The organism is Brachybacterium avium (assembly GCF_002216795.1).
Lineage (GTDB): Bacteria > Actinomycetota > Actinomycetes > Actinomycetales > Dermabacteraceae > Brachybacterium > Brachybacterium avium.
Genome location: NZ_CP022316.1, coordinates 547,155 through 569,445, shown reverse-complemented (window position 1 = coordinate 569,445; position 22,291 = coordinate 547,155). Strand labels below are relative to the sequence as shown.

Annotated in this window: 22 protein-coding genes and 1 pseudogene; 15 read left to right on the top strand and 8 right to left on the bottom strand. The window is 69.8% G+C overall.

Annotated features, from left to right (window positions below; genetic code table 11):
• Window positions 1-6 precede the first annotated feature (6 nt).
• Window positions 7-453, top strand: a complete 447-nt coding sequence (locus CFK39_RS02615) for a DUF6912 family protein (RefSeq protein ID WP_089064153.1) — start codon at window positions 7-9, stop codon at window positions 451-453.
• A gap of 63 nt (window positions 454-516) precedes the next feature.
• Here CFK39_RS02615 and CFK39_RS02610 read toward each other — a convergent pair whose 3' ends face one another.
• Entirely contained in the window at window positions 517-1,023 is a 507-nt protein-coding gene (locus CFK39_RS02610; protein ID WP_089064152.1) for a DUF2505 domain-containing protein, read from the bottom strand.
• Window positions 1,024-1,135: 112 nt separating this feature from the next.
• On the opposite strand from CFK39_RS02610, the gene CFK39_RS02605 reads away from it, so the two are divergent.
• Window positions 1,136-2,629, top strand: coding sequence for a sensor histidine kinase (locus CFK39_RS02605; RefSeq protein WP_089064151.1), 1,494 nt, complete (start codon window positions 1,136-1,138; stop codon window positions 2,627-2,629).
• A 77-nt stretch (window positions 2,630-2,706) separates the two neighbouring features.
• Here the strand turns inward: CFK39_RS02605 and CFK39_RS02600 are convergent, their stop codons facing one another.
• Complete coding sequence (locus tag CFK39_RS02600) at window positions 2,707-2,955, bottom strand: WhiB family transcriptional regulator (protein ID WP_015776066.1); 249 nt, start codon at window positions 2,953-2,955, stop codon at window positions 2,707-2,709.
• Window positions 2,956-3,309: 354 nt separating this feature from the next.
• Between CFK39_RS02600 and CFK39_RS02595 the strand changes: the two genes are divergently transcribed.
• Window positions 3,310-3,732: a hypothetical protein gene (locus CFK39_RS02595; protein ID WP_089064150.1), complete on the top strand. Its 423-nt coding sequence runs from the start codon at window positions 3,310-3,312 to the stop codon at window positions 3,730-3,732.
• Between the two features lie 127 nt (window positions 3,733-3,859).
• Here CFK39_RS02595 and CFK39_RS02590 read toward each other — a convergent pair whose 3' ends face one another.
• The 6 genes from CFK39_RS02590 to CFK39_RS02565 form a co-directional block, all read right to left on the bottom strand.
• A complete protein-coding gene (locus tag CFK39_RS02590) occupies window positions 3,860-6,364 on the bottom strand; it encodes an ABC transporter permease (RefSeq protein ID WP_089064149.1) in 2,505 nt (834 codons plus the stop codon).
• Window positions 6,364-7,101: an ABC transporter ATP-binding protein gene (locus CFK39_RS02585; protein ID WP_089064148.1), complete on the bottom strand. Its 738-nt coding sequence runs from the start codon at window positions 7,099-7,101 to the stop codon at window positions 6,364-6,366. The genes CFK39_RS02590 and CFK39_RS02585 overlap by 1 nt, the downstream gene beginning before the upstream one ends.
• A 164-nt stretch (window positions 7,102-7,265) precedes the next feature.
• Window positions 7,266-7,955 (bottom strand): response regulator, encoded by a 690-nt coding sequence (locus CFK39_RS02580; protein ID WP_089064147.1) that lies wholly within the window; start codon window positions 7,953-7,955, stop codon window positions 7,266-7,268.
• On the bottom strand, window positions 7,909-9,198 hold the full coding sequence (locus CFK39_RS02575; RefSeq protein WP_245822983.1) for a sensor histidine kinase: 1,290 nt from the start codon (window positions 9,196-9,198) through the stop codon (window positions 7,909-7,911). Before CFK39_RS02575 ends, CFK39_RS02580 begins: the two co-directional genes overlap by 47 nt.
• A 268-nt stretch (window positions 9,199-9,466) precedes the next feature.
• Window positions 9,467-10,213: an SOS response-associated peptidase gene (locus CFK39_RS02570; protein ID WP_089064146.1), complete on the bottom strand. Its 747-nt coding sequence runs from the start codon at window positions 10,211-10,213 to the stop codon at window positions 9,467-9,469.
• 1 nt (window position 10,214) lies between these two features.
• Window positions 10,215-11,384 (bottom strand): YihY/virulence factor BrkB family protein, encoded by a 1,170-nt coding sequence (locus CFK39_RS02565; RefSeq protein ID WP_089064145.1) that lies wholly within the window; start codon window positions 11,382-11,384, stop codon window positions 10,215-10,217.
• 197 nt (window positions 11,385-11,581) lie between these two features.
• Here CFK39_RS02565 and CFK39_RS02560 point away from each other — a divergent pair, with 197 nt between their 5' ends.
• The 12 genes and pseudogenes from CFK39_RS02560 (at window position 11,582) to CFK39_RS02505 (ending at window position 22,170) form a co-directional block, all read left to right on the top strand.
• Window positions 11,582-12,808, top strand: a complete 1,227-nt coding sequence (locus CFK39_RS02560) for a TadA family conjugal transfer-associated ATPase (protein ID WP_089064144.1) — start codon at window positions 11,582-11,584, stop codon at window positions 12,806-12,808.
• A complete protein-coding gene (locus tag CFK39_RS02555; RefSeq protein WP_089064143.1) occupies window positions 12,805-13,677 on the top strand; it encodes a type II secretion system F family protein in 873 nt (290 codons plus the stop codon). Before CFK39_RS02560 ends, CFK39_RS02555 begins: the two co-directional genes overlap by 4 nt.
• Window positions 13,674-14,618, top strand: coding sequence for a type II secretion system F family protein (locus tag CFK39_RS02550; RefSeq protein WP_089064142.1), 945 nt, complete (start codon window positions 13,674-13,676; stop codon window positions 14,616-14,618). Before CFK39_RS02555 ends, CFK39_RS02550 begins: the two co-directional genes overlap by 4 nt.
• A 100-nt stretch (window positions 14,619-14,718) precedes the next feature.
• Window positions 14,719-14,988 carry a hypothetical protein gene (locus tag CFK39_RS02545; RefSeq protein ID WP_089064141.1) on the top strand — a complete coding sequence of 90 codons (270 nt, stop codon included), beginning with the start codon at window positions 14,719-14,721 and terminating at the stop codon, window positions 14,986-14,988.
• Window positions 14,989-15,043: 55 nt separating this feature from the next.
• Window positions 15,044-15,466 carry a TadE/TadG family type IV pilus assembly protein gene (locus tag CFK39_RS02540; RefSeq protein ID WP_157697032.1) on the top strand — a complete coding sequence of 141 codons (423 nt, stop codon included), beginning with the start codon at window positions 15,044-15,046 and terminating at the stop codon, window positions 15,464-15,466.
• The gene (locus CFK39_RS02535; protein ID WP_245822848.1) at window positions 15,460-15,930 is read left to right on the top strand and encodes a hypothetical protein; all 471 of its coding nucleotides are present in this window, start codon (window positions 15,460-15,462) and stop codon (window positions 15,928-15,930) included. The genes CFK39_RS02540 and CFK39_RS02535 overlap by 7 nt, the downstream gene beginning before the upstream one ends.
• Window positions 15,930-16,391: a pilus assembly protein TadG-related protein gene (locus tag CFK39_RS02530; RefSeq protein ID WP_089064139.1), complete on the top strand. Its 462-nt coding sequence runs from the start codon at window positions 15,930-15,932 to the stop codon at window positions 16,389-16,391. Before CFK39_RS02535 ends, CFK39_RS02530 begins: the two co-directional genes overlap by 1 nt.
• Window positions 16,388-17,394, top strand: a pseudogene (locus CFK39_RS02525) (glycerate kinase family protein); the annotation flags it as partial. The gene CFK39_RS02530 and the pseudogene CFK39_RS02525, both read left to right, overlap by 4 nt.
• Window positions 17,395-17,601: 207 nt before the next feature.
• Window positions 17,602-18,717, top strand: coding sequence for a peptide chain release factor 2 (prfB, locus tag CFK39_RS02520; RefSeq protein WP_089064138.1), 1,116 nt, complete (start codon window positions 17,602-17,604; stop codon window positions 18,715-18,717).
• 164 nt (window positions 18,718-18,881) lie between these two features.
• Window positions 18,882-19,892, top strand: coding sequence for a cell division ATP-binding protein FtsE (ftsE, locus tag CFK39_RS02515; protein ID WP_089064137.1), 1,011 nt, complete (start codon window positions 18,882-18,884; stop codon window positions 19,890-19,892).
• Window positions 19,889-20,806: a permease-like cell division protein FtsX gene (gene ftsX / locus CFK39_RS02510; protein ID WP_089064136.1), complete on the top strand. Its 918-nt coding sequence runs from the start codon at window positions 19,889-19,891 to the stop codon at window positions 20,804-20,806. Before ftsE ends, ftsX begins: the two co-directional genes overlap by 4 nt.
• 2 nt (window positions 20,807-20,808) lie before the next feature.
• A complete protein-coding gene (locus CFK39_RS02505; protein ID WP_089064135.1) occupies window positions 20,809-22,170 on the top strand; it encodes a M23 family metallopeptidase in 1,362 nt (453 codons plus the stop codon).
• Window positions 22,171-22,291: the final 121 nt, after the last annotated feature.

The window sequence follows — 22,291 nt, the reverse complement described above, 5'->3', positions numbered from 1 at the left end:
GACCCCATGAGGATCTATCTGCCGCTGCTCGCACCGGACCGGCCGTCGCTCCAGGACGGGCGGAAGGTCATCGACCTCGACGCGGGCCGGGCGGCCTGGGCGGTCACGGCCGAGGCGAGGACGGATCGTCCTGAGCAGGACGAGGAGGATCTGGAATACGAGGCGCTGCAGGACGCGGTGCACATCGCGTTCACCGCGGCCGGGAGCTCCGAGAGGGTGCTCGTGATCGCCGCGGACATTCCCGACGGCCTGGTCGCCGCGGCGACCGAGGACGGGGGCGCCTTCGGCATCCGAGTGCGAGAGCGCCGCTCCGCGAAGATCGCCAGCTTCCACGTCACCGAACAGAGCGCGGCGGCGGCAGACGTCGATGACACGGACCCGGCGCTGCTGTGGTTCGACGCCGGCGAAGGACGAGATGCGCTCGCATTCCTGGGGGCGGCACCGATCGCCTGAGACGGAGCTCCCGGGCCGCTGAGGCCTCTTGCCGACCGGCTCCTCTCGGAGCCGGGGCGCGACTCAGCCGGCGTGGGAGTCCACATACGTCCGCGCGGAGCGCTCCTCGGCCCGCAGCACCGTGGAGACGTAGGGCACGGCCGCCTTCTCCAGCCGCGGTCCCAGCAGGGGGATCTTCGCGACCAGGTCACCCTCGACCTCGACGCTGCTGCTGGCGCTCCCGCCAGGAACCAGGCGCAGCGTACCGGTGAGTCCGGCGGGGGTCCCGGCGACCTCGAGCGTCGTCGTGCCCCGACGGCCTCCATCGGCATCAGGAGCGGACCAGATCTGCTTCTCGTGGATCGTCACCGACGAGCCGACGAAGGGTCGCACCATGTCCGGCACCCGATCCGTGGGCATGGACAGCTCGGTGCGGACTGTGAAGGCCCCGGCAGGATCCCCGTCCAGGGACGACTCCGCACGGGTGGCCCCGAGGGTCGAACGGCGGATCGCGGTGTATTCCGGATCCGCGTACATCGCCGCCGCTCCAGCAGCTGACAGCGGGAGGGTCAACGTCTCTCGAAGCTTCATCCTGGTCCTTCCTCGGAACTGTTCGCGCTCAGCCTAGGGCAGAGGAGCCCGCTGACGCGTCCACCGGTGGGACAGTCTCCGAGCAGTCGGTCACGGCAACTATCCTGTCTGCATGCCGAGCCTGTCCAAGTTCCTCGCCGACAACCGTGGTCTCTCCGAGAAGGACGCCGACTGGTTGCAGCACCTGATCGGTGACTGGAACCTGCTCTCCGATCTTCTGCGTGCCGATCTCGTGCTGTGGATCCAGGAGGAGGAGGGCGCCCTGGCCGTGGCGCACTGTCGTCCCGCCACCGGCTCCACCGTCTACTACGAGGATCCGGTGGGCAGCCTGAGCGATGATGGCGAGGAGGGCACGGAGATCACGCGGCTGCTGGCCGGGGGCGAACCTCATCACCGGCCCGCCGCCATCGAGCGCGAGGGACGCACTGCGACCGGTCTTCTGGTCCCTGTGCGCAAGAGCGGCCGCACGCTCGCCGTGCTGGCGGCGGAGAATCCGGATGACGACAGCCGGGCCTCCCACAGCGAGTGCCAGAAGCGTCGTCTCGGTCACCGTCTGCTGCGGATGCTCGAAGCCGGGGCGTTCCCCATCGAGGGTGCTCCGATCCCGCCCCGTCGCGGCGCGCCGCGGGTCGGGGACGGTGTGGTCGAGCTCGATGACGCCGGAGTGGTGCGGTGGATCTCTCCGAATGCGATCTCGGCCTTTCACCGCTTCGGCATCGAGGGGGACATGGAGGGGATCACCCTCGCCGAGCTCTCCACCGAGGTGCTGCAGTCGCGCAGTCCGGTCGATGAGTCCCTTCCCCTGGTGCTGATGGGCAGGGCGGCCTGGCGCTCGGATATGCAGGCCCGCGGCGGCACGCTGTCGCTGCGCGCGGTCCCGCTGACGGATCAGGAAGCGCGCACCGGTGCGGTGATCCTGGTGCGTGACGTGACCGAGCTGCGTCGTCGGGAGCGGGAGCTCATCACCAAGGACGCCACGATTCGGGAGGTCCACCACCGGGTCAAGAACAATCTGCAGACGGTGGCGGCGCTGTTGCGCATGCAGTCGCGGCGGATGAAGAGCGACGAGGCGCGCGAGGCGCTGGCTGAGGCGATGCGCCGGGTTTCGACGATCGCGCTGGTCCACGAGTCGCTGCTGCAGGGCTCCCAGGAGGCGGTGCACTTCGACGAGGTCATCGACCGGTGTCTGCGGCTGGCGGTCGATGCTGCGAGCGCGACGGTCCACCGAGCGGGCACCCCGCGTCTGGCCGACGCTCAGGTCGAGGTGCGCACCCAGAAGATCGGCCGGGTCGGCTCGATCCGCGCGGAGGAGGCGACACCACTGGCGCTGGTCGTCACCGAATTGGCCACCAATGCCGTCGAGCACGGACTCTCCGAGACCGGTGGCACGCTCACGATCCACAGCGAGCGCACCGGCTCGCACCTGGTCATCTCCATCGAGGATGATGGCAGGGGGATGGGGGCGGCCAAGCCGACCGGGCTGGGCACCAATATCGCGCTGACTCTGGTGCAGGGGCAGCTGGGCGGGACTCTGACCTGGGAGAGCCTCGACGACGGGGGGACCCGAGCGGTGGTCGAGGTCTACCTGGACCCGCTCACGCTCTGAGCCCCTCCGCGCGGTGCGGGGGCCCGACGAGGGGCTGCGGCGGCGCGAGGGCAGCACGCGTCGCCGCAGGCAGAGAGTCAGCCGGCGCGACGGGCGCGCGCGTTGCGGCGCTTGAGGGAGCGGCGCTCATCCTCGGACAGGCCGCCCCAGACTCCGGAATCCTGCCCGCTCTCGAGGGCGAACTTGAGGCACGCGGTCATGACGTCGCACTTCTGGCACACCGCTTTCGCCTCCTGGATCTGCGTGATCGCCGGTCCGGTGTTCCCGATCGGGAAGAACAGCTCGGGATCATGGTTGAGGCACTCGGCACGGTGGCGCCAGTCCATCGTCACTCTCTCTCTCCAGGACGCCACGCCTCGCCCCGTGGGGCGCGACGCGGCGAGGGTCGCTCCCACTGGGGGCGTTCTCGGGTCTCCGGCTCGATGTCGCGGCACCGAGAGCATGAGATCTCTGCGGTGTCCGCCGACGAGGCGAGCCGTCATCCATTCTCTGGGGCGGTCGCGGCGGCGACAAGGGCCTGCGTGGCCAAGCCTGGTGGCACTTCCCACACCTGCCGGGTCGGGCCCGTCAGCGTCGTGATGCCGGGCACGAAGGCGTTGCGTCCTGACGGGGAAAGTGCTTCTCACCCGCGCGAAGGCGGTGCCTCGGTCGGGAGCCTCCCGTGCCGCTACAGTTCCACCATGCCCTCCGATGCCCGTCCCTCCGTGCGCCCCGATGATGCTGAGGATCCGAGCCTGCGCAGCCGCCCCGTGGTCGCCGCTCTGCTCGCCGCCGAGGCTCTCCTGCTCGCCGCTACGGCCACCTACTGCTTCGTCGGGGTCTCCGGCGGGTTCTTGAATGCACGGTTCGGGCTGGGGCTGGGAGCGTTCCTGCTCCTGTTCGCCCTGGGCCTCGGGGTGGCAGCGCGCTCGATCCTGGCGAAGGGGCGCTTCGGGCTCGGCTTCGGGATCACCTGGCAGCTGTTCCAGGCGCTGATCGGGGCGAGCCTGCTGCGCGGTGCGCTGTACTGGCAGGGAGCGCTCGCGCTGCTGCTCGCCGTAGCGCTGTTCGTGCTGCTGACCCGACTGGTGCGCTCCACGCCGATGCCGGGCGGACGGGACTGAGCCTCCCGGCCTCGCCGCCCGCGCGATGGGCCCCGCACCGAGGATCTCCGGTGCGGGGCCCGTCGTCATCCCGGCCGAGCTGATCCCGGCAGGCTGCGCCGCAGCGGCGGGAAGGACCGCAGGGACGTCACTCGGCGTCGGCCAGGGCCGCGGCGGGTGCGGTGCGCGCGGCCGTGCGTCCCGGCAGCACCGAGGCCAGCGCGCCGGCCAGCACCGCGAGCACCAGCACCAGACCCAGCTGGACCCACGGGACCGTGATCGAGACGGGGAATGTCGAGCCCAGCAGGGCGTTGATCCCGAGCACTCCGTACAGGCTGCCGAGGGCGAGGCCCAGCACCGCACCGACCAGGGCCAGCAGGATCCCTTCCCAGCCGAGCATCGCCCGCATCTGCCGACGGGTGGTGCCCAGCGCCCGCAGCAGGGCGTTCTCGCCGGTCCGTTCGACCACGCCCAGACTGAGCGTGTTGGCCACACCGACCAGCGCCACCAGCACGGCGACCGCCAGGAGCGCCACCGTGATGCCCAGCAGGATGGCGAGGATCTGCCCGTAGGACTCCCGCTCGGCGCCGCCGGCGACCACAGACACCTCGGAGTAGCCGCTGCCGGCGGTGACCTCGCTGACCGCGTCCATGATCTCGCGGAGGTCGACGCCTTCGCGGGCCTCGCTGCCGCGGTCCGCGAAGTCCGCGAGCACCACGGGACTGGTCTGCGCTCCCAGGAGCCCCTCGAGCGTGGCAGGGGTGACCATCGACATCTGCAGGTTCGCGTCGACCTGGACCCGCAGCTCGTGCAGAGAGCCGTCGGCCCCCTGGAGCTCGAGCACCTGGCCGTCCTCCAGTCCGAAGCGCTCGGCGCGCTCCTGGCCGAGCAGCACCGTCCCGTCGTCGAGCTGCTCGGCCATCTCGGGGCGGTGCGAGGTCTCCCGGAGCGTCTCCGGGGTGACGGCGTACAGGGTCATCGGCTCGGGCACCCCCACGTCGAGGTCTCCGCGGGCGGAGGCGTGGGCCGAGTCCATGCCGGCGATCGCGGCGATCTGCTCGGGCGCGTCCTGCGGCATCTCTCCGGTGCTGATCACCAGGTCGATGGGGCGTCGGGAGTCCAGCTCGGAGGTGAGGGTCGCCTCGGCGGTGCGGGCGCCGACCGCCATCATCGTCATCAGGGTGGTCCCGATCAGCAGGGCTGAGATGGTGGCGGCGCTGCGGCGCGGGTTGCGGGCCACGTTCGCGCCGGCGATACGGGCGGGCAGCCCGCCGATGCGGCCGACGACCCGCGAGGCCAGCGCGGACAGCGGGCGCGTGAGCACCACCAGGATCAGCAGGACGCCGGTGAAGCTGATCACGCCGCCGAGCATCGCCGCGAGGACCCCGGGCGCCGCATAGCCGGACCGTGCCAGGGCCGTGCCCCCCGTGAGCGCGGCGATGCCGAGCACGATGGCGACCAGTCCGAGCACGCCCCGCACGCCGAGGCCGCGACGTCGGGCCGGAGGAGCCGGGCGCAGCGCCTGCAGCGGAGCCACCCGGGTCGCCGCACGCATCGGTGCCAGGCTCGCCAGCAGTGTGATCAGCACACCGGCCAGCACCGGCACCAGGACTGTCAGGACGCTGAGCGGCACCACCATCACGCCCTCGAGCCATCCGATGCCGGCGGCCGCGGCCAGAGCCGCCTGCACCAGCAGGTGACCGCCGAGCACGCCGAGCACCGCACCGAGCAGCCCGACACCGAGGGATTCGCGCAGCACCACGCCCCGCACCTGGGAGCGGCTGGCGCCCAGGGTGCGCAGCAGGGCGAGCGAACGGGTGCGCTGGGCGATGGTCACCCCGAAAGTGTTGGCGATGACCACAGCGCTGGTGAAAAGCGCGATCACCACGAAGACGGCGAGCACCAGGCCGAGCGCGGCGAATCCCTGCATCATGCTCTCGGCCGCCTCCTGCTCGGCCGCCTCGGTGGTGCGCACGGACAGCTCGTCCGCGCCGTCCACGCGCGCGGCGATCGCGGCGGGGTCGGTGCCCTCGGGGACGGAGGCGAACCAGGTGTCGGTGAGGGTGCCGGCCGCCGGGCCCAGCAGCGCCTCCACGTTCGCGTCGCCCACCAGCAGTCGGGGCGTCGCACCGAAGACGGCTCCCTCAGGGGCGGGGGCGATGCCGACCACGGTCAGGGGATGCTCCTTCCCATCGGGCGAGAAGTCGGCGGGGAGGGTGACGGAGTCCCCGAGGCCCACGTCGAGGGAGTCCGCAGCGCTCTGATCCAGGACGACCTCGGAGCCGTCGGCGGCAGGAGCGCCCTCGACGAGATCCGGCGCTCGGCCCGGGGGCTGCATGGTGACCCGGAGGAACGCCTCCGCCTCCTGCGAGCCGAGGGCGAGATAGGTGCTGGGCTCGGGCCAGACCGCGTCGGCGCCCTCGATCTGCGGGGCGGGCAGGGGGCTGTGCGATGCCCACTCGTCCTCGGTCAGCTCGCGGGTGATCTCGAGATCGGCGCCGTCATACTGTTGGGCGGCGTCGGAGCGCAGCGAGGTCTGGACGAGGTTCCCGGCCAGCAGCATCACGGCGACGAAGGCGCAGGACAGAGCGATGGTGAGGACGGCCGCAAGATGCCGCCGCAGGGGAGTGAGCTTGACGGAGAGACGGGCCATCAGCGCTGCCCTCGCAGGTTCTCGTCGCTCGCCACGCGCCCGTCGGCCAGGGAGACGATCCGGTCGGCGCGCTCGGCGGCATCCCGTTCATGGGTGACCATGACGACGGTCTGGCCGAACTCGTCGACGGAGAGCCGCAGGAACTCCAGCACCTCCTCGGTGCTGTGGGAATCGAGGTTTCCGGTGGGTTCGTCGGCGAAGACGACCGCCGGGGAGGTCACCAGTGCGCGGGCGATGGCCACGCGCTGGATCTGGCCGCCGGAGAGCTGGGAGGGCAGGTGGGTGAGCCGGTCGGCGATGCCGAAGGCGGAGGTGAGGGTATCCAGCCAGGCGCGGTCCACCCGGGAGCCGGCGAGCTCGAGGGGCAGCAGGATGTTCTGCTCGGCGCTCAGCATCGGCAGCAGGTTGAAGGACTGGAAGACGAAGCCGATCCGTTCGCGGCGGAGCCTGGTCAGAGCGTCATCGCCCAGGCCGGTGATCTCGGTGCCCTCCAGCACGATCGACCCGCTGTCGACCGTGTCCAGGCCGGCCAGCACGTGCAGGAGCGTGGACTTCCCGGAGCCGGAGGGGCCCATGATCGCGGTGAAGGCGCCTCTGGCGATGTCCAGGTCCACGGCATCGAGTGCGGTGACGGTGCCGGCGCCGGTGCCGTAGCGGCGGGTCACGTCCCGGGCGACGAGGGCGGCTGCGCGGTCGCCCTCGGAGGTCGGGGGAGCGGCCAGGGGTGCGGTGGTCATCGGGAATCCTTCACGTGAGGGTGTGCTGTCATCTGCCATGCTCCCGTGGGTTCCACCAGGGAGGCGTCCCCCTGTGGTCGTGCATCGAGGGACTGGGGTCCGGTCCCGGGTCCGCGTGCGTCATACCGTGGTCTGACGTGGGGTTCAGCGCCGCTGCGGACCGGTCAGCGGGAGCCCGGAGCGACCAGGCCGGTCTCGAACGCGATGATCACGGCCTGGACCCGGTCCCGGGCGCCGAGCTTCGCGAGCACCCGCCCCACGTGCGTCTTCACCGTCGCCTCGGCGACGAACAGCTCTGCCCCGATCTCCTGGTTGGAGAAGCCGCGGCCCATCAGCGTGAGCACCTCCCGCTCGCGATCGGTGAGGGCGGCGAGGACCGTGGTGTCCTGCTCGGCCGGCTCGGGGGCCTGCACCACCCGCTCGAGCAGCCGCCGGGTGGCCGACGGGGCGATCACCGCGTCTCCGCGATGCACGGTGCGGATGGCGCCGAGCAGGTCCTCGGGCTGGGCGTCCTTGAGCAGGAAGCCGCTGGCCCCGGCACGGATCGCGGAGACCACGTACTCGTCCAGGTCGAACGTGGTCAGCACGATGATCTTCGGGGCCCTGCCCGCTGGCGCCTGAGCGAGGATCTCCGCGGTCGCCTCGATCCCGTCCTTGCGGGGCATGCGCACGTCCATCAGCACGACGTCCGCCGTGCGGGCGCGCAGCTCGTCCACGGCGGCGGCGCCGTCGGAGGCCTGGGCGACGACCTGCATGTCGTCCTGGGAGTCGATGACCATTGCGAAGCCGGCTCGGACCAGCGGTTGGTCATCGACCAGGGCGATGCGCAGCGGGCGGTCGAGGGGCTCGGTCATCGGGGTCTCCTGGTCCGGGTGAGGTCTGTGCGCGGGGTGGTGGGGCGGGAGGCGAAGGGGCCGAGGGTGCACGGGCCGTCAGCCCTCCCGCCTGCAGTGCGGCATGATCAGGATCTGTACCGTCTCCGGCACGATCTGGGTACGGATCCTGACGATGCCGGTCTCGGGCGCTGCTCTCGGCATCGGGGCGCTCGCCTCCGCCGATGCCCTCGAGCGGCACGGTGGCGCGAACCCGATACCCACGAGAGGGCAGCGGGCCCGCCTGCAGGCTCCCACCGAACACCGACATCCTCTCGCGCATACCGGTCAGGCCGTGACCCTGCCCGTCGGAGTCGGGATCCGTGCCCTGCCCGTCGTCGATCACCTCGATCGTGAGCTGCTGCCGATCGCGATGGACCCGCACCACGGCGGCTGTTCCCGGGCCGGCATGCTTGAGCACATTGGTCAGGGCCTCCTGGACGAGGCGGAACAGCGAGACCCCGAGCGCCTGGGGGAGATCGGCCAGGGAGCCGTCGATCTCGAGCTCGATCTGCAGGCCCGTGGAACGCACCCGCTCGACGAGCTCGGGCAGCATCTCCGGCCCCGGCTGCGGGCCGAAGCTCGTCTCGTCCTCCTGCCGGAGCACCCCCAGCAGGGAGCGCATGTCGGCGAGCGCAGCCCGGCCGGTCTCGCCGATGGTGCCGAGCACCTCGGCCGCTTTCTCGGGTTTCTGCCCGGCGACGAAGCGGCCGCCGTCGGCCTGGGCGATGATCACCGAGAGGGAGTGCGCGACCACGTCGTGCATCTCACGGGCGATGCGAGCGCGCTCGTCCGCGACGGCGAGCGCGGTGAGATGCTCCCGCTCCCGCAGCGCCTGCTCGGCCCGATCGCGGGTCAGGGCGAGCTGTCGCAGCCGGGCCCGCTGCAGATTGGCCAACGCCCAGATCGCGACGATCGTGATGGTGCCGATGAGCACCAGGCCGACGAAGGTGACCAGTGCCTCCAGCGGGCTCCCGTACGGCGAGCGCAGGGCATCGATCGCCCAGAAGGCGGCCTGGGCGAACACTCCGAGCATGCCCGCAGCGACCCCCAGGCCGTGCACGAGGGCCCTCCCGTGGGCGACGGCGCAGAACATCGCATAGAACGTCATCACGTCGCCGAGGACCACGGGGATGTTCACCAGCAGGTGCAGCACGGCCAGGCCACCGATGACGAGCACACCGTGCAGCGGCCGCACTCGGCACAGAGCCCCGGCGGCGACCATCGGCACGGAGAACAGCGTCCACCAGCCGACACCGCCGGTGACGGGGGAAAGACGAGCAGCAGCAGCGCGGCGCCCCCGAAGACGATCAGGTCGACCGTGCCGGGGTTCTCGATGATCCAGCGGAACGGGTCGCTGGACCGGAGGCGCCGCAGGGGCGCGTCCGGATGCTGTGCGGAGCCGTCGGTCATGGATCCGAGGGTACGGCGGGGAGGGTCCCGGGCGCGTCAGACCGCGGTCGGATCCCGGTCCGGGGGTGAGGCGGTGCGCGTCACAGCAGGGTCTGCGGAGGCTCCAGCAGCTGCGGACCGTCGTTGCCGACCTTCCCGACTGCCGGATCCACCTCGCGGACGTCGAGGGTCGCGTCCTCGAGCAGATGCGAGTCCTCGAGGATCCATGCCTGGGCGGCATGGCGGTCGTCCATGGCGGTGTCGAGCCAGAGGTCGATCTGGTCGCGGCGCAGCATCACCGGGGTGCGGTCGTGGATCTCGGCGAGATCTCCGGTCGCCTGCCGGGTGATGATCGTGGCAGACAGCAGGAAGCGGCCGTCCTCGCTCGCGGCAGGGCCCTCGTGAACCCCCGGACCCTTCCACCAGGAGACCAGGGCAGCCATGTACAGCGGGGTGCCGTCGGCCGGGGTGATGAAGAAGGGCTGTTTGCGCTTCCCGGCACCATCGCGCACCCACTCGTAGTAACCGTCCATCGGGACGATCGCCCGGTAGCGGCCGAGGCTGCCGCGGAAACTGGGCTTCTCGGCGAGGGTCTCCCGGCGGGCGTTGAAGGTGCGGGACGAGAACGAGGCCTCCTTCGCGAACGGGGGCAGCAGGCCCCAGCGCGCGACCCGCAGCGCCCGCAGCACCTCACCGGTGTCCTGGTCGATCGATTCGGTGACCACATGGATCGGTGCGGTGGGAGGGATGTTCCAGCGGCTGCGCAGATGTGGATCGGCGAGGTCCACGGCGCCGAGATCGTCCACCAGCGGCTCGATCTCCTGGTAGAAGGCGAAGCGCCCGCACATCTCAGTCGTCCTTCGGGGACGTGCCGGGGTCCGTGGCGTCGGAGTCCGGGTCGACCGTGGGCACACCGTAGCGGGGGGTGAGCCGGGCGTCCTCACCCGTGTAGGCATCGGAATCGTGATGCAGGTTCTGCAGGCGGATGTCCCGACCCTCGTCGACGATCTTCTCGCGCTTGGCCTCCGCCTTCTCCGCGCCGCTGGCATCTCGCAGGGGCAGCGCCAGGGAGTCCTCGGCGGGCTTGCCCGCGGCGAGCTCGCGGGCGCGCTCGTACTCGGCGTCGACCTCGGCGCCCATGATGATCACGATGTTGATGATCCACAGGGCGAACAGCACCGCCATGATGCCGCCGATCGCGCCGTAGCTGGAGTAGCTGGCGACGGTGCTCATGTAGATCGACAGCGCGACCGCGGCGACCCCGATGCCGAGGATCGCGAACACCCCGCCGGGGGAGATGAAGCGGAAGGGCTTCTTGACGTTGGGCGCGCCCCAGTACAGCAGCGAGATCAGGGCGAAGGCGATCACCAGGATCACCGGCCATTTCACCCACGCCCAGATCGGCAGGAACGAATCCGTCAGGAAGGCCAGCACGCCCTCCGCGCCGATGGTGGAGGCGATCGGGCCCAGCAGGCCCTCCACGATCGACTCGCTCAGCAGCACCGAGACCATCACCAGCAGGATGCCGAGGATCATCGCGATCGTGAGGAGCAGCATGGTGCCGTTCATCTTGACCGGACCGCGGCCCTCGCGCACCTCGTAGATATGGTTCGCGGCCCGCCCGTAGGCCTTGATGTACGCCGAGGCGGACCACAGCGCGGTCGCGATGCCGATGATCAGCGCGACGGTGCCGCCGGTCGCGGAGCCGAGCAGGGAATCGAGCGTGGAGTCGACGGCGCCGCCGACCTCCATCCCGCTGCCGCCCGCCCCGGAGGAGATGGCGTCCTTGATCAGCTCAGCGATCTGGTCCTTGATCCCGGACAGCAGCAAGGTGGCCAGGGAGAACAGGGCCAGCAGGGTGGGGGCGATCGAGAGCACCATGAAGTAGGTGAGTTTCGCGGCCTGGTCCGTGCCGCCGTCCCGCATGAACTCGCTGAGCACGCGCTTGGCCATGTACTTCAAGGTGGTGCCGTCCAGCGACGGGGCGTCATCGCCCTTCGCGGTGGTGGAGTCGGCCATGAGGAAGCTCCTGGGGTCGGGTGACTCACGGACACCTGTCATCCTGCCATGAGCGCGAGCCGGGAGAGTTATCCACAATTGCTGGGAGAACCGTGTGCCGCACGCCGATGCGCCCTACAGTGGCGGAAGTGACGCGACGTGCGTCACATGCTGGGCGGCATCGAGGGACCGCTCGGCACGGACCACGGGGGGATGGGATGGACGCCGCCACCATCATCGAGAGCGAATCGCGCGAGCTGATCCGCCGCCGTGGGTTGGACGTGCACGCCGATCAGCTGGAGCCGCTGATCCGCGAAGTGATGAGCGACTACGACCGTCGTTCCTCCTCCGGTGAGGTGCCGGTGCTGCGCGATGACGACGAGTCGATGGTCGCCGAGGTCGCCGCCCGGATCGGCGGTTTCGGCCCGCTGCAGGAGATGCTGGATGACCCCACTGTCGAGGAGATCTGGCTGAACTCGCCCTCACAGGTCTTCTGCGCACGCAACGGACGCAGCGAGCTGACCACCATCGTGCTCAGCGATACGGAGGTCCGCGGGATCGTCGAGCGGATGCTGGTCTCCAGCGGGCGACGCCTGGATATGAGCACCCCGTTCGTGGATGCGCTGCTGCCGGACGGCTCGCGGCTGCATGTTGTGATCCCGAGTGTCACCCGGAAGCACTGGGCCATCAACATCCGTAAGTTCATCGCCAAGGCGTACGACCTCCAGGGCCTGGTCGCGCTCGGCTCCCTCACCCAGCAGTCCGCGGATTTCCTCGATGCGGCCATAGACAGCGGCCTGAACATCCTGGCGTCCGGAGCGACCGGGGCCGGCAAGACCACCCTCCTGCGCTGCCTGGCCCGGTCGGTGGGAGCACGTGAACGGGTGGTCACCATCGAGGAGGTCTTCGAGCTCAATCTCGCGCTGCGCGACGTGGTCGCGATGCAGACGCGGCAGGCCAATCTCGAAGGGGCCGGCGAGATCTCGATGCGGCGACTGGTCAAAGAAGCCCTGCGCATGAGACCCAGCCGGATCATCGTGGGCGAGGTGCGCGAGGCGGAGAGCCTCGACATGCTCATCGCGTTGAACAGCGGCCTGCCGGGCATGGCGTCGATCCATGCGAACTCGGCCCGGGACGCGGTGACCAAGCTGTGCACGCTCCCGCTGCTCGCCGGTGAGAACGTCTCCAGCCGCTTCGTCGTCCCGACGGTCGCCAGCGCTATCGATCTCGTCGTGCATCTGGACATGTTCGCCGACGGGCGGCGCCGGGTGCGGGAGATCGTCGGGCTCAGCGGGCGGGTGGAGGACGAGGTCATCGAGGTCTCCGAGGTCTTCTCCCTGCAGGGGGACCGACTCGTCCGCGGCGCTGGTCAGTCTCCGCACGCCGACCGTTTCGCGCGGGCGGGCCATGATCTGACCACGCTGCTGGGATCGGTGGCGGCATGAGCGATGGAGCGTTCCTCGGCCTGATCGCCGGACTCGGCCTGCTCTCGATCTGGTGGTCGCTGTGGGAGCAGGAGGATGCGCCGTCCGGTCGAGGGATCATCGCCAGGGGGATGGACAGCCTTCGCGACGACCTGATCAAGGTCGGCCTCGACACGGTCCCGCCCAGCGCCCTGCCCGCGCTCAGCGCCGGGCTGGGGCTGGTGGTCGCCGCCACGCTATGGGCTCTGTCCAGTGCGGTGATCCCCTCGCTGGCGATCGGTCTGGTCGCCTCGACGCTCCCGGTGCTGGTGCTGCGCTCGGCTGCTCGGCGCCGCACCACCGCCATGCGCGAGGTCTGGCCCGAGGCGGTCGACCACATCAACTCGGCGATCCGGGCCGGGCTCTCGCTGCCCGAGGCTCTGGTCCAGCTCAGTCGGAAAGGTCCGGATGAGCTCCGTCCCGCCTTCTCCGAGTACGCCCTGGACTATCAGGCCAGCGGAGACTTCGCGGCATGTCTGGATCGGTTGAAGGTCCGGCTGGCGGATCCGGTCGGAGACCGGATCGTCGAAGCGCTGCGCATCACTCGAGACGTCGGCGGTACGGACCTCGGCGGGTTGCTGCGCACCCTGTCCGCCTTCCTGCGTGAGGACGCCCGCACCCGGGCCGAGCTCGAGGCACGACAATCCTGGACCGTCAACGCGGCCCGGCTGGCGCTGGCGGCACCGTGGATCGTGCTGGCGCTGATGGCGACGCGGCCGCAGGCTGCCCAGGCCTACGATTCCGCAGCCGGGCTGGTGCTGATCTCGACCGGTGCAGTGGCCTCTCTCATCGCGTACCGAGTGATGCTCCTGATCGCGCGGCTGCCCCAGGACGAGAGGGTGCTGCGATGAACATGTCCGGCCCGCTGCTGGCAGGCACCGGGATCGGCCTCCTGTTCGGAGTGGGGCTCTTCCTGATCGTCAGCACGTTTCCCTGGCTCCGGCCCCGTGATCTCGCAGCCCGCGTAGACCCCTACCTCCGCCGCTCCCGCTCCAGCTCCCTGTTCGCGGTCCCACGGAGCACCAGCCGGCTGCGCGTGGTGCTCGAGAACCTGATGGGGCCGGTGGCCGTCCGTGCGCTGGGACTGCTCGAGCGGCTGACGGGCGGTGCCGACCAGCTCGAGCGTCGACTGCGCCTGGCCGGGCGCCGAACGTCCGCGGACTCCTTCCGTGTCGAGCAGGTGGTCTTCGGCGTGATCGGGCTGGTGCTGGGGATCGCCCTCGCCGTGGCCGCGATCGCTCTGCGCGGCGCCAGCCCGCTGATGGGGCTGCTCATCGTCAGCCTCGGCGCACTGGGCGGAGTGCTGCTGCGCGACTACCTGCTCGGGATGGAGATCAAGCGCAGAGCGGCCCGGATGGCACGCGAGTTCCCGACCGTCGCCGACCTGCTCGCGCTGGCCGTCGCGGCCGGTGAGAGTCCCATCGCGGCGATGGAACGAGTCGCCAGGACCTCTTCCGGCGCGCTGCCCGATGAATTCGCCGCGACCGTTGCGGACATCCGAGCCGGCACCAGCGTGTCGCAGGCGCTCGCATCGCTGGGAGCCAGAACCCCGCTCGGGTCGCTGGGCCGCTTCGGCGAGGGCGTCTCGATCGCGATCGAGCGAGGCACTCCGCTCGCCGACGTGCTGCGTGCACAGGCGCAGGACGCTCGTGAAGAATCCAAACGTGAGCTCATGGAGACGGCTGGTCAGAGGGAGATCATGATGCTCGTCCCGGTCGTGTTCTTCGTGCTGCCGCTGGTGATCGTCTTCGCGATCTTCCCCGGACTCGCCGTCCTGGAGATCACCCTGTGATTCCCGCCTGCCGCCCTCCGCACCTTCCCGTCTTCCTGCCCGAATCCAGAAACCCCGCCACGCCGGAACCAGTTCCGGAGCAATCGCCGAGGAGGCCGACATGACCGTCCACCGTTCCCGATTCCATCGCAGCAATCGACGTCGCTCGACGCGCCCGGACCGGGCGATGGGAGCGCCATCGCCGGCGCGACGCTCCCTCACCCAGCGTCTGCTCACCCGTTTGGCTGCCGAGCAGGGTGATGTGCCCGGATGGGTGCTGATCACGTTGATGACCGCGGGGATCGTCGTCGCGCTCTGGGCCGTCGCCTCGGACCAGATCGTCCAGATCTTCCAGAACGCGATGGCGCCGTTCCTCAGCGGCAGTCTCTGAACCGACCATCATGTCGAGGGAACGCGGTCGGACTCTCAACGGGAGCGTCGACCTGATGCCGCCGGGACCGTTTCCGCGACCGCAGGGCGCTCGCCGTCGCTGGCGACGGCTCGGTGACGAGGACGGCACAGCGGTCGCGGAGTTCCCGATGGTCGCGGTGCTGATCATCATGATCGCGCTGCTGATCGTCCAGGCGGCGCTCATCGTCCACACCCGCAACACGCTGGTGGACGCCGCTGTCCGAGGTGCCCACCACGCCTCACTGGTGGGCTCCTCGCCACAGGCCGGCGCCGAGCGCGCCGAAAGGCTGATCGACGAACGCTTCGACGGGGGCCTGAATGCCGAGGCCACTGCGGTGCAGGGCCCCGACGGGGTCATCAGCGTCCGGGTCAGCGCCACATTGCCGCTGGTGGGGCTGTTCGGCCCGGATACGGGAATGACGGTCCAGGGGCGAGCGATCGATGAGGAGTCATGGTGAGCCGTCACCCGATCCGCGACAGTACGGCGATGGTGAGCACAGCGCTGGGCGCCGAGGACGGCAACGCGCTGGTGGAGTTCGTGGTGCTGTCCGTAGCGCTGCTCATCCCGTCCCTCTACCTCGTGCTGACCCTCGGAAATGTCCAGTCCGCCGTGTTCGCGGCGGATGCGATCTCCTACGACGTGGCCCGCATCCATGCCACGGAGCCGGACCCTTCGCGGGCGATGGAGCGGGCGAACCGGCACACCCAGCTGATCCTCGAGGACTACGGACTGGCCACAGGCGAGGTGGTCACGCTCCACTGCAGCGTGGACCCCTGTGCGACGCCGGGCGGGACCGTCAGCGCCCAGGTGCGCATCCCCGTCCCGGTGCCCGGGCTGGGACCGGTGCTGGGGAAGACCGGGCCGGTGACTGTCGGCGCCTCCCACGCCGTGCAGGTCGATCAGTACCGGGCGAGTCGCTGATGGGCGGCACGCTCCGCACGATCAGGGATCGGGTGCTCGATGCGCGCGGCTCGATGACGATCCTCACCACCGGGGTGCTGGTGGTCATCCTTATGGTGATCGCGGTGGGCACCGCGATCACCGGGGTGCAGCTCGAGCGCAACGGGCTCCAGCACGCCGCGGACAGTGCAGCACTGGCTGCCGCCCAATCGGTGGATTCTTCACGCCTCTACAGCGCGGACGGGGACTCGGCGATCCACCCGGGCTCCGCGCGTACCGCCGCCGAGGCGCACCTGCGCACGTATCCGCACGAGACGACGCGCACCGAGGCCATCGGACTGGCCAGTCTCACCGTCGACCCCGACGGGACCGTCCACGTGGTCCTCACCGCGCGCACCCACCCGCCCCTGGCAGGATGGTTCACGCGTAGGACCGGCACCGCCATCCCGCTGACCGTCGAAGGAGAGGCTCGCGCCCGATGACTCCCACCGTGCTGCTCGCCCCGGACAAGTTCAAGGGCACCCTGACCGCCGCCCAGGTGGTGGATTCCCTGCGCCGCGGCATCACGCAGACCGCGCCGCAGCTGCGCGTGCTGTCCTGCCCGATCGCCGATGGAGGCGATGGCACCATCGATGCCGCGCTCGCCGCCGGGTTCACCCACTGCACCGCTACCGTCACCGGCCCCACCGGTGAGCCTCGCGCCGCTCGCTGGGCGCAGCGCCAGGATGTCGCCGTGCTGGAGCTCGCAGAGACCGTCGGCCTCCAGGCTCTGCCCGGTGAAGAGCTCGCCCCGCACACCTCTTCCACCCGAGGCCTGGGCGAACTGATGGCAGCCGCCGTCGCCTCCGGTGCCCGTACTCTCCTGGTGGGTCTTGGCGGCAGCGCCTCCACCGATGCGGGAGCCGGCCTGCTCCAGGGGCTCGGTGCTCACCTGCGCACCGCGGACGGCGCAGACATCGGCCCCGGCCTGGCGGGGCTGGACAGCGTGGCCACCATGGACCTCGGTCCGGCGTTCGAGGTCTTGGACGGGGTCACCCTGATCGCCGCCAATGACGTCACCAACCCCCTGCTGGGCGCGGCAGGCGCGGTGGCCGTCTACGGGCCACAGAAGGGCATCGCTCCTGCACAGATCGATGCGGCCGAGGCCGCTCTCGCCGCCGCGGCCCGAGTCATGGACCCGACCGGCACCTCGTCCGAACTGCTCGGCGCCGGTGCCGCCGGAGGGACCGGGTTCGGACTCTTCCTGCTCGGCGCCGTGCAGCGCTCGGGGCTGATGCGGTGTTCGAGCTGGTGGGGGTCGATGCTCTGCTCGCCGAGGCCGATGTCGTGGTGACCGGCGAAGGCAAGCTCGACGTCCAGACCCTGCAGGGAAAGGGCCCGGCGGAGGTGGCCCGCCGAGCGCGTGCGCGCGGCCTGGCGGTCGCCGCGGTGGCCGGGGCGATCACCCTGAGCGCTGTGGAGCTGGAGCAGGCCGGGATCGAGAACGCGTGGGATCTCACCTCTCGCGCAGGCTCCACCCGCCGCGCGCTCGAAGCGGGGAGGAACTGCTGGTCGAGGTGGGCCGCGACCTCGGAAACTGGCTGCTGGAGGCGGCTGGGACGGCCGCCGCGACGGGTTGCTGAGCCACTCCTGGACCGCTGTGGGGTGCGACGGGATCCGTATGCCCAGGGCCCTGCCGTAGACTCCTGCCTCGTGGCTTCCATCGACTTCTCCGCAGAGATCCCCCAGCTCCGCTCGACCCTGTCCTCCATCGAGCAGGTGACGGACATCGAGGCACTCGATGCCAAGATCGCCGACCTCGAGCAGCAGGCCTCCGCCCAGGATCTGTGGGACGACGTCGACAACGCGCAGAAGGTCAGCGCCTCGCTCTCGCACGCCCAGTCCGAGCGACGTCGCATCAGCGAGCTCGCCTCCCGCATCGAGGACCTCGAGGTGATGGTCGAGCTCGCCGCCGAGGAGGACGATGCGGCCACCCTCCACGAGGCCGAGGACGAGCTGGTCAGCATCCACAAGACCCTCGACGAGCTCGAGGTGCGCACGCTGCTGGCCGGGGAGTACGACGAGCGTGATGCCGTGGTCACGATCCGCGCCGGAGCAGGCGGCGTCGACGCTGCGGACTTCGCCGAGATGCTGATGCGCATGTACCTGCGCTGGGCCGAGCGCCACGGCCACGCCACCAAGGTCATGGACACCTCCTATGCGGAGGAGGCCGGGTTGAAGTCGGTGACCTTCGAGGTCTCCGCTCCTTATGCCTACGGCACACTTTCCGTCGAGGGCGGCACCCACCGCCTGGTGCGCATCAGCCCCTTCGACAATCAGGGCCGCCGACAGACCTCGTTCGCCGCGGTCGAGGTGATCCCGCTGATCGAATCCACCGACGCGATCGAGATCCCTGAGAACGATCTGAAGGTCGACGTGTTCCGCTCCTCGGGCCCCGGCGGCCAGTCGGTCAACACCACCGACTCTGCTGTGCGCATGACTCACCTTCCCACCGGAACGGTGGTCTCCATGCAGGACGAGAAGTCCCAGATCCAGAACCGCGCTGCGGCCTTGCGCGTCATGCAGTCCCGCCTGCTGCTGTTGAAGAAGGCCGAGGAGGCCGCCGAGCGCAAGGAGCTCGCCGGTGACGTCAAGGCCAGCTGGGGAGACCAGATGCGCTCCTACGTGCTGAACCCGTACCAGATGGTCAAGGACCTGCGCACCGAGTACCAGGAGGGCAACCCCTCCTCGGTGTTCGACGGCGAGATCGATGAGTTCATCGACGCCGGTATCCGGTGGCGCGCCGAACAGGGCAAGTCCGACAGCTGATCGCGCAGCTGGTCGAGCTTTCCGCGGCTCCGTACCCGCAGAGGTGACCGGAGGCACGTGCACTTGACCAGGTTTTGACCCGGACGCTGTCCACAGCTGATTCGAATCCGGTGCCCCCGCACCTACTCTGGGTGAGGACGACTTCCCCGAAGTGACAGGCACCCGTGATCCGTTTCGACGACGTCACCAAGACGTACATGCGTGGACAGCGCCCCGCTGTGGAGAACCTCGACATCGAGTTCACCCGCGGGGAATTCGTGTTCCTGGTGGGAGCCTCCGGATCGGGCAAGTCGACGCTGATGCGCATGGTCCTCAAGGAGGTCGCGCCCTCCCGCGGCACCGTCTACGTGGCAGGCAAGGACCTTTCCCGCATCCCGTCGTGGAAGGTGCCGGCATTGCGTCGCGACATCGGCATGGTGTTCCAGGACTTCCGCCTCCTGCCCTCGAAGACGGCCTACCAGAACATCGAGTTCGCGCTCGCGGTGATCGGTACCCCGCGCAAGGTGGTGCGCCGCCTGGTGCCCGAGATGCTCGAGATGGTGGGCTTGGAGGACAAGGGCAAGCGGCTCCCGCACGAACTGTCCGGCGGCGAGCAGCAGCGGGTGGCGATCGCTCGGGCCTATGTCAACCGGCCGTCGATCCTGATGGCCGACGAGCCGACGGGCAACCTCGATCCGGCCACTGCCGGCGGCATCCTCGACCTCCTGGCGGAGATCAACGAGCGCGGCACCACGGTGGTGATGGCGACCCATGACCGCTCGGCCGTGGATCGGATGCAGCGCCGCGTGGTCGAGATGGTCGGCGGTCTGGTGGTGCGCGACGAGGCACGGGGGAGCTATGCGACGCCGGCCCCGGTGAGCGTCATCTCCGGCAACCTGCCCGACGACTCCGCACACCGCGATGAGCATCCGCTGGAGGATCAGCAGGAGGACTCGGGCCCGGAGAGCACGACCGCCGAGCGGTCCCCGGCCGAGGACGAGACCCATGGAGCGACCTCCGCCGAGGAAGGTTCCGGCACGGTCGCCTCGGCGGGCGATGTGCTCGAGGAGGACCTGATCGACGAGCGTGAGGCCCTGTTGGTCCGGGACGAGGATCTCGACGTCGAGGACGCCTTCGCCGAGGAGCCGTTCGTGAGCGATCCCTTCGCTGACGACGCCCAGGAGGAGGAGCGATGAGGGCGCGATACATCCTCGGAGAGATCCTCACCGGCCTGTGGCGCAATATCGCGATGGTCATCTCCGTCGTCATCGTCACGGCGGTCTCGCTGACCTTCGTCGGCACCGGCGCGGTGATGCAGAAGCAGATCATGGACATGAAGTCGACGCTGGTCGAGCAGTCCCAGGTGACGATCTTCCTGTGCTCCCCGCATTCCACGGCTGCGTCCTGCGCCGGGGGCGCCGCGACCGATGCCCAGATCGATTCCGTGCGTGAGGGTCTCGAGGGTGAGGTGCTCTCTCCCTACATCGCCTCGTTCTCCGAGCGCTCCCAGGAGGAGGCGCTGGGGATCTACCAGCAGCAGTTCGCCGGGGAGAGCTTCGTCTCGAACTTCACTGCGGAGGATATGCCTGTCTCCTTCCACATCACGCTCGAGGACGCCGACGACTCCGCTGCGGTGGTCGAGTTCTTCCAGGGTCGTGACGGCGTGGATGAGGTCACTGATCTGCTCAGCACCTTCGCCCCCTTCATCGATGTGCTCAACCAGTCCACGATGTTCGCCCTCGGGTTGGCCGTGCTGATGCTGATCGCCGCGCTGCTGCTGGTGGCCACCACGATCCGCATGTCGGTCGCCGGGCGTCGGCGCGAGATCGCGATCATGCGCCTGGTCGGTGCCTCGAACCTGTTCATCCGGCTCCCCTTCCTGCTGGAGGGGGCTGTCGCCGCGATCATCGGCGGTGTCATCGCCTCTGGCATGCTCTGGGTGGGATTGCACTACATCGTCGAAGGGTGGCTCGCCCCCACGCTCGGGGAGGAGCTGATCACCGTCGGCGCCGTCGACCTCCTGTGGGCCGCACCGCTCCTGGTCGCTCTCGGGGCCGTTCTCTCCATCGCGTCCTCTGTCGTCTCCCTCAACCGCTATCTGAAGGTGTGAGCATGTTCCTCCGCAGCCTGCGCCGCCCCCTGTGCATGCTCGCCGCCGCGCTGGTGGCGCTGCCGATGCTGGTGGCGCCCATGTCTCCGGCGTCTGCGGAGGGCTCCAAGGACGACAAGATCGCCGAGCGCGAGGAGGTCGACCGGCAGCTCGAAGACCTGCGCATCGAGCTGAGCGACGTCAACGAGGAGCTTTCGGACACCTATCTCGCGCTCGCGGAGACAGAGCTGCTGATCCCGCAGGCTCAGGAGGACCTCGAGGAGGCACAAACCGAGCTGGAGGAGGCCCGCGAGGAGGATCGGGTGATCGGCGAGCGGCTCACTGCGGCGCAGGCGGAGGAGGAACGCCTCTCCGGTGACGTCGAGGAGGGGCAGGAAGAGGTCGACACCAGCAACGAAGAGCTCGCCTCCGTGGCGCTGAACGCCTACAAGGGCGGCGGGATGCCGAGCCCGTCCACGATCTACATCGGCAACGAGTCGCCGCAGGATGCCGTGGACCGTTCCATGAATTACCGCCTGACCATGGCCTCGCAGGGCACTCGCCTGGACACCCTGCGCACCGGGCAGGCGGTCTCGGAGAACTCCGCGGAGCGTCTGGTCGCGGTGCGGGAGGAGATCGCGCAGCTCAAGATCGACTCCGAGGAGGCGGTCGAGCGCACCGAGAAGGCAGAGCGGGAGGCCGCCGATGCCAAGCGGGCGCTGGATGCCCTCTACGAGACCCAGAAGACACAGCGCGAGGACCTCGAGACGCAGAAGAAGAAGTACGAGGGCGACGTCTCGACGCTGGAGACGCGCAGCTCCACGCTCGATACCGAGATCCAGGAGCTGGCGCGGCAGGAGCGCGAGCGCGCCGAGCGCGAAGAGCGCGAACGCCAGCAGCAGCAGAAGAAGCAGCAGCAGCAGCAACAGCAGAGCAGCAGTGGCAGCAGCAGCAACGGGGGTGGCTCCTCGAGCGGTTCGTCGAGCTCGTCCGGTGGCTGGGTCTACCCAGTCAACGCCCGGCTGAACTCGAACTTCGGCTGGAGGGTCCACCCCATCTACGGCACCCGCAAGCTCCACGCCGGGGTCGACTTCCCGGTCGCCTGCGGGGTACCGGTGGGAGCCGCTCATTCGGGACGAGTCATCGCCCGGACCCACAACAGCGGTGCCGGCAACAAGATCATCCTCAGCCACGGCATCATGAACGGGCACCTGATCACCACGTCCTACCACCACCTGCAGAGCTACGCCCTGCCGGTCGGCGCGCAGGTCTCAGCCGGCACCACCGTCGGCTACGTGGGCACCACCGGGTCCTCGACGGGCTGCCACCTCCACTTCGAGGTCCATGAGGACGGCAATGCGGTCAACCCGGCCAACTACCTCTGAGCGGCCCTGCGGCTCCTGACGCCGTCGGCGAAAACAGCTCGCGACCGGTGGTGACCACCGCGTAGGCTGGACCGACCGGCCGCCAGGCGCGCCCGGATCATGCAGTGATCGCGACGAACGA